The 19,793-nt window shown below is 44.3% G+C and carries 16 protein-coding genes and 1 pseudogene; 15 read left to right on the forward strand and 2 right to left on the reverse strand.

From position 1 onward, the window contains the following. Positions 1 to 15 precede the first annotated feature (15 nt). Both CLHUN_RS16450 and CLHUN_RS16455 read left to right on the forward strand, forming a co-directional pair. On the forward strand, positions 16 to 1,494 hold the full coding sequence (locus CLHUN_RS16450; RefSeq protein ID WP_080065729.1) for a TroA family protein: 1,479 nt from the start codon (positions 16 to 18) through the stop codon (positions 1,492 to 1,494). 118 nt (positions 1,495 to 1,612) lie between these two features. Then, positions 1,613 to 3,511: an S-layer homology domain-containing protein gene (locus CLHUN_RS16455; protein WP_080065730.1), complete on the forward strand. Its 1,899-nt coding sequence runs from the start codon at positions 1,613 to 1,615 to the stop codon at positions 3,509 to 3,511. A 121-nt stretch (positions 3,512 to 3,632) separates the two neighbouring features. Here CLHUN_RS16455 and CLHUN_RS16460 read toward each other — a convergent pair whose 3' ends face one another. Together CLHUN_RS16460 and CLHUN_RS16465 are read right to left on the reverse strand one after the other, a co-directional pair. Further along, positions 3,633 to 4,601 carry a hypothetical protein gene (locus CLHUN_RS16460; protein WP_080065731.1) on the reverse strand — a complete coding sequence of 323 codons (969 nt, stop codon included), beginning with the start codon at positions 4,599 to 4,601 and terminating at the stop codon, positions 3,633 to 3,635. Positions 4,602 to 4,630: 29 nt separating this feature from the next. After that, positions 4,631 to 5,263: a Fe-only nitrogenase accessory AnfO family protein gene (locus CLHUN_RS16465; protein ID WP_080065732.1), complete on the reverse strand. Its 633-nt coding sequence runs from the start codon at positions 5,261 to 5,263 to the stop codon at positions 4,631 to 4,633. Positions 5,264 to 5,755: 492 nt separating this feature from the next. Here CLHUN_RS16465 and nifH point away from each other — a divergent pair, with 492 nt between their 5' ends. From nifH to CLHUN_RS16530, 13 genes and pseudogenes are all read left to right on the forward strand, one after another. Then, the gene (gene nifH, locus CLHUN_RS16470) at positions 5,756 to 6,577 is read left to right on the forward strand and encodes a nitrogenase iron protein (RefSeq protein ID WP_080065733.1); all 822 of its coding nucleotides are present in this window, start codon (positions 5,756 to 5,758) and stop codon (positions 6,575 to 6,577) included. Positions 6,578 to 6,684: 107 nt separating this feature from the next. Then, a complete protein-coding gene (locus CLHUN_RS16475) occupies positions 6,685 to 7,011 on the forward strand; it encodes a P-II family nitrogen regulator (RefSeq protein WP_080065734.1) in 327 nt (108 codons plus the stop codon). Between the two features lie 103 nt (positions 7,012 to 7,114). Further along, positions 7,115 to 7,489 (forward strand): P-II family nitrogen regulator, encoded by a 375-nt coding sequence (locus CLHUN_RS16480; RefSeq protein WP_080065735.1) that lies wholly within the window; start codon positions 7,115 to 7,117, stop codon positions 7,487 to 7,489. 20 nt (positions 7,490 to 7,509) lie between these two features. Further along, entirely contained in the window at positions 7,510 to 9,102 is a 1,593-nt protein-coding gene (nifD, locus tag CLHUN_RS16485) for a nitrogenase molybdenum-iron protein alpha chain (RefSeq protein ID WP_080065736.1), read from the forward strand. Beyond that, on the forward strand, positions 9,102 to 10,466 hold the full coding sequence (locus CLHUN_RS16490; protein WP_080065737.1) for a nitrogenase component 1: 1,365 nt from the start codon (positions 9,102 to 9,104) through the stop codon (positions 10,464 to 10,466). Before nifD ends, CLHUN_RS16490 begins: the two co-directional genes overlap by 1 nt. A 346-nt stretch (positions 10,467 to 10,812) precedes the next feature. Continuing rightward, positions 10,813 to 12,138, forward strand: a complete 1,326-nt coding sequence (gene nifE, locus CLHUN_RS16495; protein WP_080065738.1) for a nitrogenase iron-molybdenum cofactor biosynthesis protein NifE — start codon at positions 10,813 to 10,815, stop codon at positions 12,136 to 12,138. 62 nt (positions 12,139 to 12,200) lie between these two features. After that, positions 12,201 to 14,921: a nitrogenase component 1 gene (locus tag CLHUN_RS16500; RefSeq protein ID WP_080065739.1), complete on the forward strand. Its 2,721-nt coding sequence runs from the start codon at positions 12,201 to 12,203 to the stop codon at positions 14,919 to 14,921. 107 nt (positions 14,922 to 15,028) lie between these two features. After that, positions 15,029 to 15,337 (forward strand): 2Fe-2S ferredoxin, encoded by a 309-nt coding sequence (locus tag CLHUN_RS16505; protein ID WP_080065740.1) that lies wholly within the window; start codon positions 15,029 to 15,031, stop codon positions 15,335 to 15,337. A gap of 157 nt (positions 15,338 to 15,494) precedes the next feature. Beyond that, entirely contained in the window at positions 15,495 to 16,454 is a 960-nt protein-coding gene (locus CLHUN_RS16510; RefSeq protein ID WP_080065741.1) for a homocitrate synthase/isopropylmalate synthase family protein, read from the forward strand. 142 nt (positions 16,455 to 16,596) lie between these two features. After that, positions 16,597 to 17,332, forward strand: a pseudogene (locus CLHUN_RS16515) (beta/alpha barrel domain-containing protein). Between the two features lie 34 nt (positions 17,333 to 17,366). Further along, on the forward strand, positions 17,367 to 18,044 hold the full coding sequence (modB, locus tag CLHUN_RS16520) for a molybdate ABC transporter permease subunit (RefSeq protein WP_080065742.1): 678 nt from the start codon (positions 17,367 to 17,369) through the stop codon (positions 18,042 to 18,044). Then, positions 18,044 to 19,108, forward strand: coding sequence for a sulfate/molybdate ABC transporter ATP-binding protein (locus CLHUN_RS16525; protein ID WP_080065743.1), 1,065 nt, complete (start codon positions 18,044 to 18,046; stop codon positions 19,106 to 19,108). The genes modB and CLHUN_RS16525 overlap by 1 nt, the downstream gene beginning before the upstream one ends. A 323-nt stretch (positions 19,109 to 19,431) precedes the next feature. Continuing rightward, positions 19,432 to 19,767 carry a hypothetical protein gene (locus CLHUN_RS16530; protein WP_080065744.1) on the forward strand — a complete coding sequence of 112 codons (336 nt, stop codon included), beginning with the start codon at positions 19,432 to 19,434 and terminating at the stop codon, positions 19,765 to 19,767. Positions 19,768 to 19,793 lie beyond the last annotated feature (26 nt).

Genomic DNA, 19,793 nt, shown 5'->3' on the forward strand with positions numbered 1-19,793 from the left:
AGAAAGGAGGCAGGTATGAAAAAAAAGTATAATTTTATTTTAATAATTCTCATTATTTCAATACTTTTGCCGTTTTTGACTTCATGCAGGCCCAGTCCCGCACTTACATTGACAATTCCTCCCGAAGAGGAGCCGGCAGCGGTGACGGCGGAAAATTCACAAGCCCTGCCTTCTGAGCCTGAAACGGACCGGGAATATCCCGAGGATGACGCACATCCTGATAAGGCAAGCGCTGAATCATCAGCAGAACGATGGGGCAGAAATTCACAAGCCTCAGTTTCAACAGCAGCTTTGGCAATTACTGATTACCCTGCTGAAAATAGTGAAGCTAATGACGGTAATGCTGAATATCAGGCTGTACCCATTACCGTTATAACACAAGAGGTTAATGAAACCAGACAAATAAATGATAACAACGGAGTTCAAATTGAAATACCAAAAAAAGTTGAACGCATTGCAGCAGGAACTGCAGATTCGGCAATAATTGGAATGCTTGGAGGCATAGATACTCTGGTGGCCACTTCCGGTGAAACAGGGACAGGTTTGTTTCAAAAAGTATTTCCCCAATTAAAAAGTCTGCCTAAAGTCTGGCAGGACAGCAGTGCTGCCGGAATGAGCGAGAATTCCTTTCAAATGCTGCTGAAAGCAAAACCACAGGTGGTTTTAGCGTATTCCACCAGCTTTTCAAATAATCAACTTCAAGGACTGAAACAGGAAGGAATTACGGTGGTAACTTTGCCGGGCAGCAACGGGAACACAGAAAGTATTATAAGTCCTGAATACAGAGCCTTTGAGGATGTAATGAAAAAGGTGGCCATAATAGGGCAGGTGCTGGGAGACAGAACCCAGGACGGGGGCGGCAATGCAATACAAAAAGCCCAGGAATATACCGGGTATTGCAGGGAAGTAATGAAAAATATGAAGAACTGTTTCAGCTTCGATTGGAAATCCTCTTTTGATCCGCTGGCCTCAAGCTATGGGAAAAGAAAGGTTACGGCATATATAGAAAAATACCGGTCGGGTAACGGCGTATCCATATACGGGGAAAAAAATAATCTTCTGACTTCGTCGCTTACTCTTGCAGGAATAGCAAACAGCAGGGCTTTGAGTTCAAACATAGGGCAAAGCAGCTATGTAGAGGTGGATTTGCTGAATTTTGATACCCTTATAGTTGGAAGCCGTGAAGTGAAGGCTTCTCAAGAATATACCTGCTGGGGGCTTGAAGGAATGAATTCAAATGTCAAGCTGGTATGCGGGCCTATGAAACAGGCGGTAAACCCAAAGGGCTGTGTATCCTGGCTGGAACCGGGACCGGAATTTATACTTGAACCCCTTTGGCTGGCAACGGTTTTCAGCCCCCAATCAAACCTCTATGGAGGCAGTAATGCATCAGCATATATGGGAAGTGCCGTAAAAGCTTTTTATGAGCGGTTTTACGGGTACAGGCTCAGTCCGGGAGAACTGGAAGGCATCCTTGAAGGCCCGGCTGTGTAAATAGGGCTGGGGAGTATGTTCCCCCGGCTAAGCTGGCAGGTGACCTGAAATCATTTTTGGCTTTATGTCAAATTGAGTATACACATATTTAAAATATTACACGAGGAGGTAGTGGATTATGTACAGAAAAATTTTTAAATCAATTTCAATTTTTTTAGCGGCAGCCCTATTAGCAGCAATGATGGCAATCCCAGGCATAGCGGCAGGTGAAAAGTCAACTACAGGTGACAATGTAGTCAGGATGTCGGCAGCCGGGGCCATGAGCATAGTAGTTGAGATGTTGGGAGCAAATCTTTCCGCAACTTCTGCGACATGTCTGAATGGAACAAGTATGCCGCAGTTGTTTCCGACTTTTGCCATAAACAATGAGAATCCTGACCCGTATCTGGCCAACTTTGTAAACAAACGGTTTCCGGCCACCGTTGAGGGCTGGAATGGTTCGGGCCCAGGTACACCGGTTTATGACGGGACAAAGACTCCCCCCACATCACCTGTGGTAAGCAATCAACCGGATATTGTAGGCGGTTTCAGTGAAACTTCGACGCCTACGCTGAAAGCTTTGCAGGCGGTATATGATGTATTGTATCCCGGTTCAAAGGGGCAGCAGCTCATTTCACCGGCATCAGCACCACTTACTACCAAAGACGGTATCATTGCCGCAGTAAAAAATCATGCGGCAGCTATCGAAACTATCATGAAGGAATACAATAAAACCACACGTTACAGCAAAAAGCCCACGGAGATTGCAAACGAATTTGCAGCTTTTTATAATAACAATGTTGAAACCGTGCAAAAGCTTATAAAAGGTGCACCGCTTACTACCGTTGTATACATACAGTCAACAGGAACAGGAGTGTATAATGTTCTGGCGGAGAGCAGCAATGACATTTTTGCCACCTATCATATAGGGATCGCAGGTGGAAAAAATGTGGGCAAGGGTAGTCAAATGACTGGCGCACAAATCGAGGAGGCCAATCCCGATGTCATTGTAACAGGATCTGCCGCGCTGACTTCAGCGGTCAAAGCCGATACATCCCTTGCAGGAACTGCCGCCTTTGACAGTGGAAAGATATATACAATTCCCACAGGAGTATATGGCTGGCACCTGAGAAGTCCAGAATCCTGTCTGGCACCTCTGTGGCTTGGAAAAATACTGCATCCTGACAAAACGGCTTCCTTAAACATTAACACAAAGGTTTATAATTACTATAAGGACTTATACCACTACGATACTTCTCCCAATGCAAAGCAAAAGCTAAAGGATGTTGTGCTGAATATTACCGGTTTCAGTGACGGTATTCTTGAAGAAGCAGTAAGTGAGGTCAAGTCAGGTACACTTGTACCGTATACGGTTAAAGACGGTAAGGATATAATTATCAAGCTGAGTGCCGTTTCAAACAACAAGATGTATTACAGCGGAGACAGTACAACTACCTACCAGTATAAAGACAACAAAAAGAGTTTTAAAGACATATCCACCCATTGGGCAAAGGATTATATAGAATTTGTAGCTGCAAGAGAGCTGCTGGGCGATACCGGCGGAGGCAATTTCAGTCCCAACAGCCAATTTACACGGGGAATGCTTGCAGCCGTTCTGGGCAAATTATGCGACGCACCTGTTGTCAAGGTTGAAAAATCCAGATTTTCGGATGTTCCGGAAAATAAATACTATGCTCCATATATTGAATGGGCTGTTGAAACCGGTATAATGGACGGAGCGGCTAATAATAAATTTGGCCCCGACCTGCCTGTTTCCAGAGAGGAGATGGCTGTAATCATTACTAATTTTGCAAAGGCCGAAGATTTGATAATTAAGGAAATAATAGGACAGCCTGCAGTATTTTCAGATGAAAGCAGCATAAATGATCTTTCAAAAGATAGTATAAATACAGTTCAAAAGGCTGGAATAATGTCAGGAAAAGCAAACAACAAATTTGATCCAAAAGGAAAAATTACAAGAGCGGAGACAGCAGTTATACTTAGCAAGCTGATAACAAATGTGGTGGTAAATGAATAGACTCATTCCGGTAAAGCTTATATGAATCAATCAGCACGACGCGTTAACTTATAGGAAGAGGCAAAAGGGCTGTTGCAAAATATTATTAATTTTGCAACAGCCCATCTTATTTTCAGGAAAATCATTTGCACAGGCTGCAACTGCTGCAATCCCCGCAGGAAAAGCCTGTACAGTTTTTTGGAGTGGCGTCGTTGGTTACTGAAAACCTGAATTCACTCATCTCATACACCTTTGTCTTTTCGCCCTCAAATATTACATGCTCCCCGTCAAAGGTTATCTTCAGAGGTACCAGCATAAACTTGTCATCTTCAAGGGGGGCAGGTCTGAGGATGGGTTCGTGGGTTTCAAAAGAACCGTCAGCGGCATATACCATAACCTTGCTGCTGGAGGTCACCAGGGACCTGAGACTTCCGTCCTTCCTGAAGCACAGTGAGTTTAACTCTCCTGATATTCCTATGGCACTTTCATCATAGGCGGATATATTGCCGATGGGAGTTGCAAGGGTCAATTCATATGCCGGCTCAAGGGATCTGAGGCTTCCGTCCTCGTACAGTGAAAAGCCTATTCTCGCAGGAAAAATGTCAACCTGCTTTTTCAGAAATATGGATTCACCGGGCCATAAGGTCATAGCCTTCAAATTGCCGTTTTCATAAAAGCAAAGACTTATTATTTTTGTTTTGAAGCTGCCAAAGGGAAACCAGAACTTAAATTCCCTGCATAGCTGCTCTTCGTCCGCTTCCGACCAGTAGCCGCTGATTTTGCCGTTCAAAGGGAAAAGCCGCTTGATTGCTCCGCTCTCATAAAAGGTTACCAGCTCGGCAGGGAAGCTTCCAATAGGAGTAAAAATATCAGTCTGCTTTTCCAGGGCTATGCTTTTCACTGCTCCACTGCCGTAAAAGGATACGGAGGGAGTGTACTTTTTTCTTAATTCCTCCGGCCCATACTTGGGAATCAAATCCCCATACCTGGTAGGGATAGTGTTTTCTTCGTCCAGGGAACAGTTTTTCAAAATGCCGTTGGAATAGTACTCTGACTTATCAATGCCTGTGAGTTTTAATCCGGTTCCTGTTTCAATTAAAATTCCTTTCATAACGACCCCTCCTTTTTGTTTGCGTCAGGTCAGCATGTACAGACCTTTCTTATGATGGAAACCTTCAATTTGTTCTTTTCAAGTTCATCTACGCTGTAAGTGAGTTTTTTTCTGGGAAGCAGTATATCGAACCAGGGGGGGATATGACTGCAAACCACCTCCAATCTGAAAAAAGGACTTGCTTCTATAAAAGACTGGAGTGCTTTTTTTGAGGATATCTCAGGATGACTTTCCTGCAACTGAATCAAATCCAGAAAATAGACCCCTTCCTCCGAGGTCAGAACCGGAGAAGTGGCAGAGGTTGAAAAAGCTGGTGTTTTGACGGTTGTTTCCGCTTCCAGCTCATCGCTGATCTCAGTGAGCAGAGCCTCCGAGAAAGTATCCGCTTCAAAGATTTCAAAGCCCATTCTTTCAAAAATATTATAGGAAAGGCCCGTCACAGTCTTGCCGATAATTATTTTACAGTCCTCCAACTGGAGTATGACTGTTCGTATATTATCCCTTATTTCCGGTATCTTGGAGGTTATATCAAGAGAATAGGGTATTTCGCTTATTACCCTCCAGCTCTCATTCTCTCTGTTGAAGATTAATAAAACCGACCCGTCGTCAAAGGCTGTCAGCTCGTTATCAGTGTTCATTATTACGGCTATTTTTTCAGACATATGTATCCCTCCTTATCTTATGATAAAATATATACAAAAAAAGCGTACTGAAGGAACCCCTTCAATGCGCTTCATTGCAAACAGTATTTATTTATTAATTTAATTATATGAAGCAAAGCCCTCATAGGCAACTGTTATTTTAGGGAATATGACGGCTTATTAGCAGATTTGTAAATAATACACAAAAACATGGCAAAAAAACATATTGAATATGTACATCTTCGTGCATTGAGGATGCTGCCGCCAACCTTTATACTCAATATAAGCCAGTTCAATAAAAAAACGACGACGAAGTCTCAAACCAGTAAAACGGTTTTGAGACTTTTGTGTTTTTAAAAGGGACCGGTACAAATAAATAACCATTGACGAAGAGGTCTTTAAACTATTTAGCCTTAGTGCTTATTGTTTAGAGACTTTTTTATATTAATCAGAACAGAGAAATAAAAACAAAGTTGAGAGAGAGCGTGGAGAACACGCGGATTGGAGGTTTTTATGAGACAGGTAGCTATTTATGGAAAAGGTGGAATTGGAAAATCTACAACCACTCAGAATTTAACTGCTGGTTTGGGTGCAATGGGAAAGAAAATCATGATAGTAGGCTGTGACCCTAAAGCAGACTCAACCAGACTTATTCTTGGAGGTCTGGCACAACAGACCGTTTTGGATACCTTGAGAGAAGAGGGCGAAGATATTGATCTTGATCTGGTATTGAAGGCTGGCTTCTCAGGAATCAAGTGTGTTGAATCCGGTGGACCGGAACCGGGCGTTGGCTGCGCAGGCAGAGGTATTATAACTTCCATAGGCTTGCTGGAAAGACTTGGAGCGTATACGGATGATTTGGACTATGTTTTCTATGATGTACTTGGTGACGTTGTTTGCGGCGGTTTTGCAATGCCCATACGTGAAGGCAAGGCACAGGAAATATACATTGTTGCCAGTGGTGAGATGATGGCTCTGTATGCTGCCAACAACATTTCCAAAGGTATTCAGAAATATGCAAAAACCGGCGGAGTAAGACTTGGCGGTATTATATGCAACAGCCGTAAGGTTGACGGTGAAGCTGCTCTGGTTGAAGCCTTTGCAAAGGAACTGGGTTCACAGATGATACACTTTGTACCAAGAGACAACATGGTTCAGCGTGCAGAAATAAATAAGAAAACAGTTATTGATTTCGAACCGGATTGTGCACAGGCTGATGAATACAGATCCCTGGCAAAGAAGATAGACGAGAACAAATTGTTTGTCATTCCAAAGCCTCTGAAGCAGGAAAGACTTGAGGAACTGCTGATGGAGCATGGATTAATGGACATATAAAATGCAAAGCAAACTTTAGTGCATGCATCGTTGCCTTTGCATCATAAAAAGCCAAGCGGCTTTTTATGAAAGAGGAGTTTAATAATTGAGAAAAGGTGGTTGAGATTATGTTATTAATAAGAGCGATTATCAGACCTGAAAAAACAGGTATCGTATTATCCGAATTGCTGGCGGCAGGGTTTCCGGCTGTTACTAAAATGGATGTTTTCGGTAGAGGCAAGCAAAAAGGTATTATAATCGGAGATGTTCAATATGATGAAATTCCCAAGGAAATGCTTTTAATAGTTGTAAACGATGAAGACAAGGATGATATTGTAAAAGTTATTATGAGAAATGCCCGTACCGGCGAAAAAGGAAACTTTGGTGACGGAAGAATCTTCATAAGCCAGGTATTGGATGCCTATACAATAAGTACTGCAAAGCAGGGACTATAGCGCGCCAAAATTAAGGCGTACATCGTACGGCGCGCATTGAAAAAACATGAATGTTTTTTCCGTACTATACTATATAGCTGCTTTGCAGCGGAAAGGATGTCTTATGAAAGAAATTATGGCATTTATCCGTGCTAACAAGGTTAACAGGACTAAAGAGGCTCTTGCAAATGCCGGCTTTCCGGCGTTTTCATGCAGGTCCTGTCTGGGAAGAGGTAAGAAAAGCCTTGATGCTACGGTTCTGAATTATATCATGGAAAACGGCGATCTCCCGGTTTCCCAAGTGGGAGAAGCCTTTACCGAAACAGCAAGACTTATTCCAAAAAGATTTTTTACCATAATAATAGAAGACGAGCAAGTGGAGTTGGCGGTTAAGACCATAATAAAAGCTAACCAGACAGGCAATCCGGGAGACGGTAAAATATTCGTTCTTCCCGTTGAGGAAACCTACAAGGTTAGAACCGGTGAGACCGTACTATAAATAACAGGGTGGTGAGACTAATGAATGCTAGAAATATTGTATTGGATCAATACAGTGCAAAAATATATAAGAACAGAAAAGAACACATCATGGAGGTCACCGAGGAAACAAAAACCCAGCCGATAGCTGCAAATACCCGAACCGTTCCGGGTATCATTACCAACAGAGGCTGCTGCTACGCAGGTTGTAAGGGCGTTGTTCTCGGACCTTTGAAGGATGTACTGGTTTTGACTCATGGACCTATCGGTTGCGGATTTTATTCCTGGGGAACCAGAAGAAACAAGGCCAAGGCTGAAGACGGCAGAAACTTTATAGAATACTGTTTCTCAACCGATCTTCAGGAACCGGATATAGTATTCGGAGGAGAAAAGAAGTTAAGGCAGGCTATTGATGAAGCAATGAAAATATTTAATCCCAAATGTATAATGATTTGCTCCACATGCCCTGTTGGTCTCATAGGTGATGACATTCACGCGGTAGCTGCCGAGGCTGAAAAGGAATACGGAATATCCTGCATGGCCTTTAGCTGTGAAGGTTACAAGGGTGTCAGCCAGAGCGGAGGTCACCATATAGCCAATAATACTGTTATGAGAAGGATTATTGGAACCGGAGATGTACAGCCCACTAAAAAGTTCAGAATAAATATCCTCGGTGAATACAACATCGGAGGCGACGGCTGGGAACAGGAAAGAATACTCAAGAGAATAGGCTATGAAGTGGTCGCGGTATTTACCGGTGACGGCAGCTATGATGCCCTTTCAAAATCCCATACCGCACAGCTCAATCTTGTACAGTGCCACCGTTCCATAAACTATATAGCTGAAATGATGAAGACAAAGTACGGTATAGACTGGATAAAGGTTAACTTTGTAGGTCTCGAGGCAATCATACGGTCCTTGAGAGACATGGCGATGTACTTTGGAGACCCTGAGCTGTCCGCCAGGACTGAAGAAGTAATTGCCGATGAAATGGCCGGCATTGCGGAAGCAAAGGACTACTACTTTTCAAAGCTCAAGGGAAAGACGGCGGCCTTGTTCGTAGGAGGCTCCAGAGCCCACCACTATCAGAAGCTGCTGGCTGACTTCGGAGTAAAAACAGTGCTTGCAGGCTATGAATTTGCTCACAGGGATGACTATGAAGGAAGAGAAGTAATTCCAACCATAAAAGAAGATGCCGACAGCAAGAATATTGAACATATCGAGGTGGAAAAAGACCCAGACAAGTACCAGGCTTTCCTCACAGCGGAACAATATGAGCTTCTTAAATCAAAAATCCAGCTTGAAGACTATTACGGTATGATTCCCGAAATGGAAAACGGCAGTATAGTTGTTGATGATTTGAACCAATTTGAAACAGACGAATTTATCAAGCTGCTCAAACCGGATATATTCTTCTCCGGTGTAAAAGACAAGTATCAGATTCAAAAGGCGGGAGTCGTGTCAAAACAGTTGCACTCCTATGACTACAGCGGGCCATATGCAGGTTTTACCGGAGCTATCAACTTCGCACGTGACGTGACAATGGGGATTTATACACCTGCCTGGGGACTGGTTACAGCTCCCTGGAAGAACAAATCCGTCTTAAAGGCTAAATTAGCAGGAGGTGAACAATAATGCTCAATATGACACCAAAAGAAATAACCGAACGCAGTGCGCTCAGAGTTAATCCTTGTAAGACCTGTCAGCCTGTAGGTGCTCTTTATGCGGCGCTGGGAGTTCACAATTGCATGCCCCACAGCCATGGTTCACAGGGCTGTGTATCCTATCACAGAACCTTCCTGAGCAGGCATTTCAAAGAACCTGCAATAGCTTCCACCAGCTCTTTTACAGAAGGTGCGTCAGTATTCGGCGGCGGCAGCAACATCAGAACAGGTGTAAAAAATGTTTTTGATATATACAACCCTGATATTATTGCAGTCCATACCACCTGTCTCAGTGAGACCATAGGTGATGACCTGAATGCATTCATACAGGATATTGACATTCCCGACGGAAAAATTGTAGTTCACACAAATACTCCCAGCTATGTAGGCTCACACGTCAACGGTTTTTACAATATGATGTGCGGTTTTATTACCTATCTGGCCAAGCACACAGGAAACTCCAACGGAAAGACGGCTATTTTCCCCGGTTTTGTAAATCCCGGAGATATCAGGGAAATGAAAAAAATAGCCGGGCTCTTAAAGGTGCCTTATACCATGTTTCCGGATCAAAGCGGTGTAATGGATGCACCAATGACCGGAGACTATTCCATGTATCCCAAGGGCGGAACTACCATACCCGAAATTGTGGGACTGGGCGATTGCTCAGGTGTCCTGGCACTGGGAGAGCTTACCTGTGAGGAACCGGCAAACGTGCTTGAGAGAAAGTGCAAGGTTCCCCATGAATTACTGCCGCTTCCAATAGGAATAGAAGCTACAGATAGATTTGTAATGGCCCTGGCAGCAATATCACAGGCGGAAGTGCCCTACGAGCTTGAAGAGGAAAGAGGCCAGTTGGTGGACCTCATGCTGGATGCACACTTCTATTTCTTCAACAAGTCGGTTGCCATCTTCGGAGATCCTGACACTGTGCTGGGCCTGACTAGAATGGCACTTGAACTGGGTATGATTCCAAAATATGTGCTGACAGGAACCCCGGGTGAAAATTTTGTAAAACTCTCACAAGCGCTCTTCGCACAGTACGGAGTGGAAGGCTGCACTGCAAAGGCCGGCGGTGATTTGTTCGAACTGCATCAGTGGATCAAAAACGATAAAGTTGATTTGCTGCTGGGCTCATCCTACGGCAAGCAGATTGCAAAGGCGGAGGACATTCCTTTTGTAAGGGCGGGCTTCCCCGTACTTGACAGATATGCTCATTCAAACTCCCCCATAGTTGGCTACAAAGGAGCAATGAGGCTGGTTGAAATGATAGCAAATGCATTGATGGACAGACAGGACAGAGATGCCAGCGATGAGGATTTGGAAATCGTAATGTAATTAACTCAACTATTTTGACATTCCTGTAAGGACAGTACTTACGTACAACCTTTAAATCAATGGCTGTACTAAAAATAATTGATAGTACAACATTCGGTAAATAGGGTGCATAAATTTGGAGAAGATTTTTTGGAAATACAAGGCGGAGGAATTATGTGCCGGGATTTACCGAATGTTGTACTAATATCAGTAAGGTTCGGAATTAAATATATGAATTCTTCACCAACTGATACCTGCAACTATTTTTAATTGTACCAACCGTTGCTTTTAAGCTGTACTTTCGTACTATGACAAAGACTGATAAGCAGCTTGAGTTAATAACAAAAGCCAGAAGGAGGGATGGCGTATGGAATCAACAATCTTAAAAGAAAGAAAAGAATTTATAGGTTACGGGAAAGCAAGTACGATTAAATGCGAAAGCGACAGCCTTTCAGGTTCTGTAAGCCAGCGTGCCTGTGTATACTGCGGTGCCAGAGTAGTGCTCAATCCCATTACTGATGCCTTTCATATCGTACACGGACCTATCGGCTGTGCCAGCTATACCTGGGATATCAGGGGAAGCCTGTCCAGCGGCAGTGACCTCTATAGAAACAGCTTTTCAACAGACCTGAGTGAACAGGATATAGTTTTTGGAGGAGAGAAAAAGCTGACGGCGGCAATAGATGAAATTGTTGAAAAGCATCAGCCCAAGCTTATATTTGTCTATGCAACCTGCATCGTAGGTGTAATAGGTGACGACGTGGAAGCGGTCTGCAGGCTTGCGGAAAAGAAGTACGGAATCAGGGTTATTCCTGTAAAATCTCCCGGCTTTTCGGGGAATAAATCCTACGGCTATAAAATGGCTTGTAATGCCATACTGGCATTGCTGGAGCCTTATAAAAACATACCCGGGACACAGGGTGTAAATATACTTGGAGACTTTAACCTGGCAGGAGAAATGTGGCTTATAAAAAACTATCTGAAGGAAATAGGAATTCCCGTGGTATCCACCATTACAGGTGATGCAAGCCATGACAGCCTGGTAAAGGCTCCTTCTGCACAGCTCAATATTGTGCAGTGCGCGGGTTCCATGACCTACCTGGCAAAAAAGATGGAGCAGGAGATGGGAATCCCTTATATCAAAATAAGCTTTTTCGGAGTGGAGGATACCTCACAATCACTCATAAGAGTAGCAGAAGCAATCGGAACTGAAGAAAATATTCAAAAGGCAAGGCAGTTTACCAAAAACGAAACGGACAGACTTAAAAGTTTTTTAGATAAATACAGGAAAAACCTGGAAGGGAAAAAGGCTGCCATATATGTAGGCGGCGGCTTTAAGGCAATTTCCCTCATAAGGCAGTTCAACGAAATGGGAATAGAGACTGTCGTGGTGGGAACTCAAACAGGTAAGGCAGAGGACTATGAGATCATTTCAAGCCTTGTAGGAGAGAATACGGTAATTCTGGATGATGCGAACCCTGCGGAGTTGGAGACCTTTATAAAGGAAAAAGGTGCGGACATACTTGTAGGGGGAGTAAAGGAAAGGCCGCTGGCTTACAAGCTGGGAGTTGCCTTTTGCGATCATAATCATGAAAGGAAACATGCCCTGGCGGGCTATGACGGAGTGATAAATTTCACAAAGGAAATCAATCTGTCCTTAAACAGCCCGGTTTGGCAGTATGTAAATAAATAAAAGGTTTAATCGAATAAATTATATTTGTTTCAGTGTGCCATGCACGCAGAAGGGAGGGCATCATGAGCAAGAACTTAGTTAATCTGAATGTAAATCCGTGTAAGATGTGTATGCCCATGGGAAGTGTAAGTGCTTTTTATGGTATAAGGAAATGTATGACTATACTCCATGGTTCTCAGGGCTGCAGCACCTATATACGCCGCCACATGGCAACTCATTACAATGAGCCCGTTGATATAGCCTCCTCGTCCCTGACAGAAGAAGGAACGGTCTTTGGCGGCGAGCACAATTTGATCAAAGGGCTTGAAAACATGATCGAGCTGTATAATCCGGAGGTAATAGGCGTTGCAACCACCTGTCTCGCAGAGACCATAGGCGAGGATATACCCCGAATTCTCAAAAGGTTCTATGACAGCCATCCCGAAACGAATGTAAAAATAATTCCGGTATCCTCGGCGGGATACTCAGGTACCCAGTATGAGGGCTTTTTCAAGGCTCTGAGAGCAATCGTGGAGAATGTGGAAATGAGGCCGGGAAAAAACAATAAAATCAATATAATTACAGGAATGATTTCTCCTGCCGATACCAGGTATCTTAAAAAGCTTCTGGAGGAAATGAGAGTGGATTATATCCTGCTGCCTGACCTGTCGGACAATCTGGACGGACAGCATGCGGAAAATTACAACAGGCTTCCGGAGGGAGGAACCTCAATAGAGGAAATAGAAATGATGGCAGGAGCAAAAATGACCGTTGAGCTCACAGCTTTTGTAAAGGATGAAAATTCGCCGGCTCAATACCTGTATGAAGCATACGGGGTTCCTTACGTCAGATGCAATCTTCCTGTGGGACTCAGGGATACGGATGACTTTATCGCGGTACTGGAGGGTGCGGGAGGCAAAAAGACCGAGGAGATGAAGAAGCAGAGGGGAAGATATCTGGATGCCATGATTGATTCCCACAAATATAATGGAGAGGGCAGGGCGGTAATATTTGGAGAACCGGATTTTGTTCTTTCGGTAACCAGATTGTGTACGGAAAACGGAATCATGCCCGTGGTGACTGCAACCGGAGCAAAGTCAGGCGCCTTTGTACCTATGATAGAAAAGGATATAAAAAAGGTAGCGGGTTTCCAGTTTGTAGATAGTTACAAAATACTGGACAATACAGACTTTGACAATATAGAGAAAAATGCGCTGGAACTGGAGGCAAATGTGATGATTGGAAGCTCCGACGGCAGGAGGATTGAAGAAAAATTCAATATACCTCTGGTGAGATGTGCCTTCCCGGTTCATGACCATGTGGGGGGACAGCGTGTGAGAATGCTTGGCTACGAGGGTTCCCTGATTCTTCTGGACAGGATTACCAATACCTTGCTGGGGAAAAAGGAGCACAGCTTCAGAAACCAGTTGTTCAAGAAATATTTCAAGGGAAATGAAGAAGTACAGGCTCCGAAATTGAAGGCTGACGGCCTGGTTCCTGTCAAAGCCGGAAAGCTGGCCGCAACAAAAGCAGAAATAGCCAGGAAGACTGAAACCCACCCCTGTTTCAACGGCTGCGGCAGCCAGTATGCCAGAATGCACCTGCCTATTGCGCCAAAATGCAACATCCAGTGCAATTACTGCGTGAGAAAGTTTGACTGTCCAAATGAAAGCAGGCCGGGGGTCACTACCGAAGTGCTCTCACCCGAGGAGGCAGCAAGGAAGTACCAGATGGTAAAAGAAAAAATCCCCAATCTGAAGGTGGTGGGAATTGCCGGACCGGGGGATTCCCTGGCGGAATTTGAAAAGACCAGGAGAACCTTGGAACTAATAAGGGAAGCAGACCCTGAAGTTACCTTCTGCCTGTCCACCAACGGTCTGCTGTTGCCGCTGTATGCAGACGAGCTTGTGCAATTGGGGGTATCACATGTGACGGTAACCATGAATGCTGTGAATGCCACCATCGGAGCTAAAATATACAAGCATGTAGACTATATGGGCAACAGGTATTATGGAGAAGTAGGTGCTGCCATACTTATGGCAAACCAGATGGCGGGACTTAAGAGACTCACTGCCCTGGGGGTTGTCTGTAAGGTGAATATAGTTATGCTCAAGGGCATCAACGAATTCCACATACCCATAGTGGTGGCAAAGGCAAAAGAGCTGGGCTGCGAAATAACGAACATAATGCAGATGATACCTGTTAAAGGCAGTGCCTTTGAAAATATGCCCCTGACCAGTAATAAGGAAATAACGGAAATGCGTAAAAAATGCGAGCTTTCAATGAAGCAGATGTATCACTGCCGCCAGTGCAGGGCTGATGCCATCGGGACTCTGGATAATGACCAGTCCATTAATTTCAGAGGCTGTACCGGCGGTTCCTGCTCAACTGAGGAGAAGAAGGAGAAAGAGAAGATGGAGGAAAAGCCCATTCTCTTTGCAGTCTCCTCCAAGAGCGGAGTTCTGGTAGACCAGCATTTTGGCCATGCAACCGACTTTTATATATATGAGTACAAGGATAATAACATAAGGTTCAAGGAAAGAAGAAGCGTATCCAAATATTGTGACGGTTCGGAAAGCTGTGACGGAATGGGCGGAGGCAGGAAAGAGGGAAAAATAGATGCCATTCTTGAAACGGTAAAGGATTGCAAGGGGGTTTTGGCAATGCGCATAGGTGAAGCTCCCAAACAGCGCCTCAAGGAAAATTCAATTGAAACCTATACAACCTATGACCGTATTGAGGATGCTGTTAAGCAATTCGCCAAAAAAATACAAGCACAGCATTTAGTAAATTACGGCACATAATTCGGGTATATTTTTTTAAACTACATCGTTGTCGAAAGGAACAACATTGTTGTGCTGGCTGCGTATTAACCAAATTTATTTTATATAATGAAAGCGAGGAAAAAATTATGATCAGTCCGAAATACCATGTGTTTGTCTGTGCAAGCTGCAGAATCAACGGAACCCAGAAAGGTTACTGCCATACCAAGGGGGCGGTTAACCTTATTCAGAAGTTCATGGGGGAAATCGACGACAGGGACCTTTCAGGTGATGTAATGATAACCAATACAGGCTGCTTTGGAATTTGCGACAAGGGACCTGTCGTTGTAGTCTATCCGGAAGGAACCTGGTATGGAAATGTAACGGAGGACGATGTGGAGGAGATAGTGGAGTCACATCTGGAAAACGGGGAGAAGGTTAAAAGGCTGGCAATATAGAATAAATTAATCTGTAGTGCCAGTTAATAAAGTCTTTAAGAGACAAGCATTTATTTGAAGCTTGTCCGGGAGTGAGTGGCATTTTCTGACTGTTGCCACATTTTTAATTAGCACTACAGGTTAAATTAATGCCGGGAATAATAATGGGGGAATGTTTATGATCAGGATTACCGATGCAACTCTGAGTACCGTAAACCATAAGTATGCCCAAAAAGACACACTGACGGATATGTACAGGCTGCTGCTTCTGACGGGAGTAAACTATGTGGAAATCCCCATGTCTCTCTTAGATATTCTCGGCGATAGTGTTGACCTTTCCAGGACTGTTCTGAGAGTTGAACATGCCGCACAAATCAGGAACTATCCGGGCTTTATAAGATACATCTGCAGGCACAGCGGGTTTGAAGTACCTTCGGGCACCATATCCGAGTTTCAAATAAACGATATCAGGGAGGTCAACCTGCTCAGAAGATTTTCCGAACTGGAAAATGTACGTATAGTAGGTCTGGATGACCTGCTGCAGCATGACTACCTGAATATTTTTGAAAGGTTGAAGCTTTTGCTGGGAAATCAACTGGAATTTTGCCCTCAAAACAACTATTTTTTTGCCACAGCTCTGGCAGTGGAATGGATACTGAGCGGAGGAGAGAACATCGTTGCAAGTTTCGGGGGCGGAGGAGGCCTTGCGGCACTTGAGGAGGTTGTAATGGCTCTCCGGATAGTAAGGCGGCACAAGCCAAATCTGGATTTGTCTGTGCTGAGAGCCTTGAAAAAGCATTATGAGGAGCTGACCGGAATCTCCATCCGCGGAAACAAACCGGTTATCGGAGACAAAATATTTGATGTGGAATCGGGCATTCATGTTGACGGCATATTCAAGAACGGTGCCAACTATGAGCCCTTTGAGCCTTCTGTCGTGGGGATGGAAAGAAAAATAGTGGTTGGAAAACATTCGGGCAGAACTACAATAGAAATCAAGCTTAAGGAATACGGCATAGATTTGCCGAAAGAGAGAATAACAGACCTGCTGGGGAAAATTCAGGAGATGAGTATTGCACTTGGAAGAAGTATAACAGATCAGGAATTTATAAAGCTTGCCGACAATATAGCAAAATAGTATTATTAAGTAAAGTCTGTAAGCCAAAGGCATGCAGCGTTGATTTCCGGCAAAGGGGTTGGCTTGTAAATTGAAACCAAAGAAATATCTTGTAGATACCACTCTTCGGGATGGAGAACAGAGTCCCGGTTTTGCGTTCAGCATGGAGCAGAAGGTAAGGCTTGCCATCTTGATGGACAGGGCGGGGATACATCAAATCGAAGCCGGAATTCCGGCCATGGGCAGGTACGAAAAGGATTCCATCGCAAAAATCCTGGAAAACAGGCACAGGGCACGGATATCCACATGGAACAGGATGAACAGGGAGGATATTCTCGATTCCTTTGACTGCAAGCCGGACATAATACACATCAGCGCTCCGGTATCCTATGTTCACATATATTCCAAGCTAAAGAAAAACAAGGGGTGGCTTCAGAAAAACCTTCAGGAATGTGTGGATTTTGCCATGGAAAAGGGGTATGGTGTTACCGTGGGCTTTGAAGATGCGTCCAGGGCGGATATAACCTTTATGATAGGATTGGCGGAGGTACTTAAGGATATGTGTGCTGAACATCAGATACGCCGATACCGTAGGGGTACTGACACCCTCCAGGGCTTTTCAGGCAATAAGCGAAATAAGAAGTCATGCAGACATACCGCTGGGAATCCATGCCCATAACGATTTGGGAATGGCTGTGGCCAATTCTCTGGAGGCTGCAAGAGCGGGGGCTGATTATATCGATACCACTCTTATGGGAATAGGTGAACGGGCGGGGAACTGTGACATTGGACAATTTATCCTTGCTACCGAGCAATTGTATGATATCCGTCCCAACAGGAGGGATGTGGGGCTTTTGCAGGAAAAGGGCAGGGAGATAGTTTTTGGAAAACAGCAGTAGGCGATATTCACTTTATCCAAAGGAGGCGGCTGCCATGGATTTGTCACCATTATTCATATCGCTGAAGGTTGCCTTTACAGCAACCTTTATAACCATATTCGCGGGAATAGCCGCAGCAAGGTATGTGCTGAAAATAAAGAGATTCAAGGGAATGATAGACGGACTGTTTACACTTCCCATGGTTTTGCCGCCCACTGTGGTTGGCTTTTTTCTGCTGGTATTACTGGGAAAAAACAGTGTCATGGGAAAATTTCTGATGACTTTTAATATAAATGTGGTTTTCACGTGGGTAGGGGCTGTAATAGCCTCTACTGTCGTTTCATTCCCATTGATGTACAGAACGGTGCGCGGGGCATTTGAACAGTTTGACATAAACATTGTCTATGCCGCCAGAACACTTGGAATAAAAGAAAATAAAATTTTTTGGACTATTGTGATACCCAATGTTGTACCCAGTCTTATTGCAGGCACAATTCTGACCTTTGCCAGGGCGCTGGGAGAATTCGGGGCCACAATGATGCTGGCGGGAAATATTCCCGGGAGGACCCAGACCATGTCTGTGGCGGTATATTCCGCTGTTCAGTCGGGAGATACCAAAACTGCCTATAGCTGGGTTATAGCAGTGTGTGCAATGTCTTTTACCGCCATGGTTCTCATGAATTTCTGGAATGGCAGGCAGGCCGGAAAGTCTTCAAAGGGAGGTGGGTTCTGATGTCACTTTCTGTTGATATAAAAAAGAGGCTGGGCAATTTTACACTGCGGGTCTCCTTTACAGTTTCCGGCGGGATACTGGGACTGCTGGGAGCCTCGGGCTGCGGGAAAAGTATGACGCTTAAGTGCATTGCGGGCATTGAAGAGCCGGATGAAGGGAAAATAGTTCTGGGGGACCGGGTTTTATTCGACTCGGAAAAAGGAATAAACCTGCCGCCCCAAAAGAGAAAGGTGGGCTACCTGTTTCAGAACTACGCGCTTTTCCCAAATATGACCGTAGAGGAGAATATAGCAGCAGGAGCCGCAGGCATCAAGGCAGAAAAAGAAAATGCAGTGAAGGAAAAAATAGAAATGTTCTATCTTAAGGGACTTGAGAAAAAAAGGCCCTTCCAGTTGTCCGGCGGACAGCAGCAAAGAGTTGCACTGGCAAGGATACTGGCCTCCGAGCCGGACATTATTATGCTGGACGAACCTTTCTCTGCTCTGGACAGCAACCTGAAATGGCTTCTGGAACAGGAGCTTATGGAACTGCTGGCGGCCTATCCCGGTGAGGTTATAATGGTTTCCCACAATAGAAACGAGATATACCGGTTTTCAGATACCATAGCTGTGGTGTCAGACGGCCGGATAGACGCCATAAGCTCCCGGGAGCAGTTGTTTCAGAATCCTGAAACAGTATCGGCGGCACTGCTGACCGGCTGCAAGAATATATCAAGAGCAGAAAAGATAACCTCCCATACTCTTAAGGCTGTGGACTGGAATATTACATTGTACTCAAACAGACCCATACCCGACAATATGACACATGTGGGCATGAGAGCCCATTATTTCAAATATGCACATGGGAACGACAATACAAATACCATGAACTGTACGGTGGTCAAGGTTATAGAGAACCCTTTTTCATATATCATCCTGCTGAAAAACAACTGCTGCTCCGGCGGTGCAGACTGTACCAAAATAAGGTGGGAAGTGGATAAAGCCGTTTGGGAGGAGCTTACGGCAAAAAACAGTCCCGTAAGGCTGATATTTGACCCGGATAATTTGCTCTTGCTGTCCCAGTAACATTGATTATGATTTTATCCGTTGTGTTAATGGATTAATTTAACCTGTAGTGCCAGTTAATAAAGTCTTTAAGAGACAAGTTTGCTCGCGCGGGGACGACTTTAAAGAAATGCGCAGTATGATTAAAAGCTTTTCGCCAAAAGCGTTATATACAAGCATTTATTTGAAGCTCGTCCGGGAGTGAGTAGCATTTTCTGACTGTTACCACATTTTTAATCAGCACTACAGGTTAATTTAAACAAAATATAAAATTTCAGTATACAGGTACATTTTTTCATAATTTCGATATATTTTACTATAGAGCTTTTTGGGAGGTAAAATATATGGACGGTACAGGTTTCGTTTTATTTCTGTTCTTTTTTGGTCTTGGCTTGTTGATAACCTTTTTATTAATTAAGGCCTCAATTGACAATTCCAGGACTTCAGAGGAGATAACCGAAATAAGAAGGCTGCTGCAAATCCTGGTGACGGATAAGAAAGCGGGTATACGGGAGGAGGCGGATGCAGATACGGAGGAAGAGGTTGTGGCTGAGGCCGAGGCGGAGGAGTTAAAGGAATTTGAAATTATGGATATTCCCTATGAAAAATGTCCTGCCTGCGGTGCCGATATTTCTCAGGATGACGGGAAATGTCCCTCCTGTGATATAGCCCTGAAATAATACCAAGGGCGCAAAAGCGCGTGGAA

The sequence above is a fragment of the Ruminiclostridium hungatei genome (assembly GCF_002051585.1).
Lineage (GTDB): Bacteria > Bacillota > Clostridia > Acetivibrionales > DSM-1351 > Ruminiclostridium > Ruminiclostridium hungatei.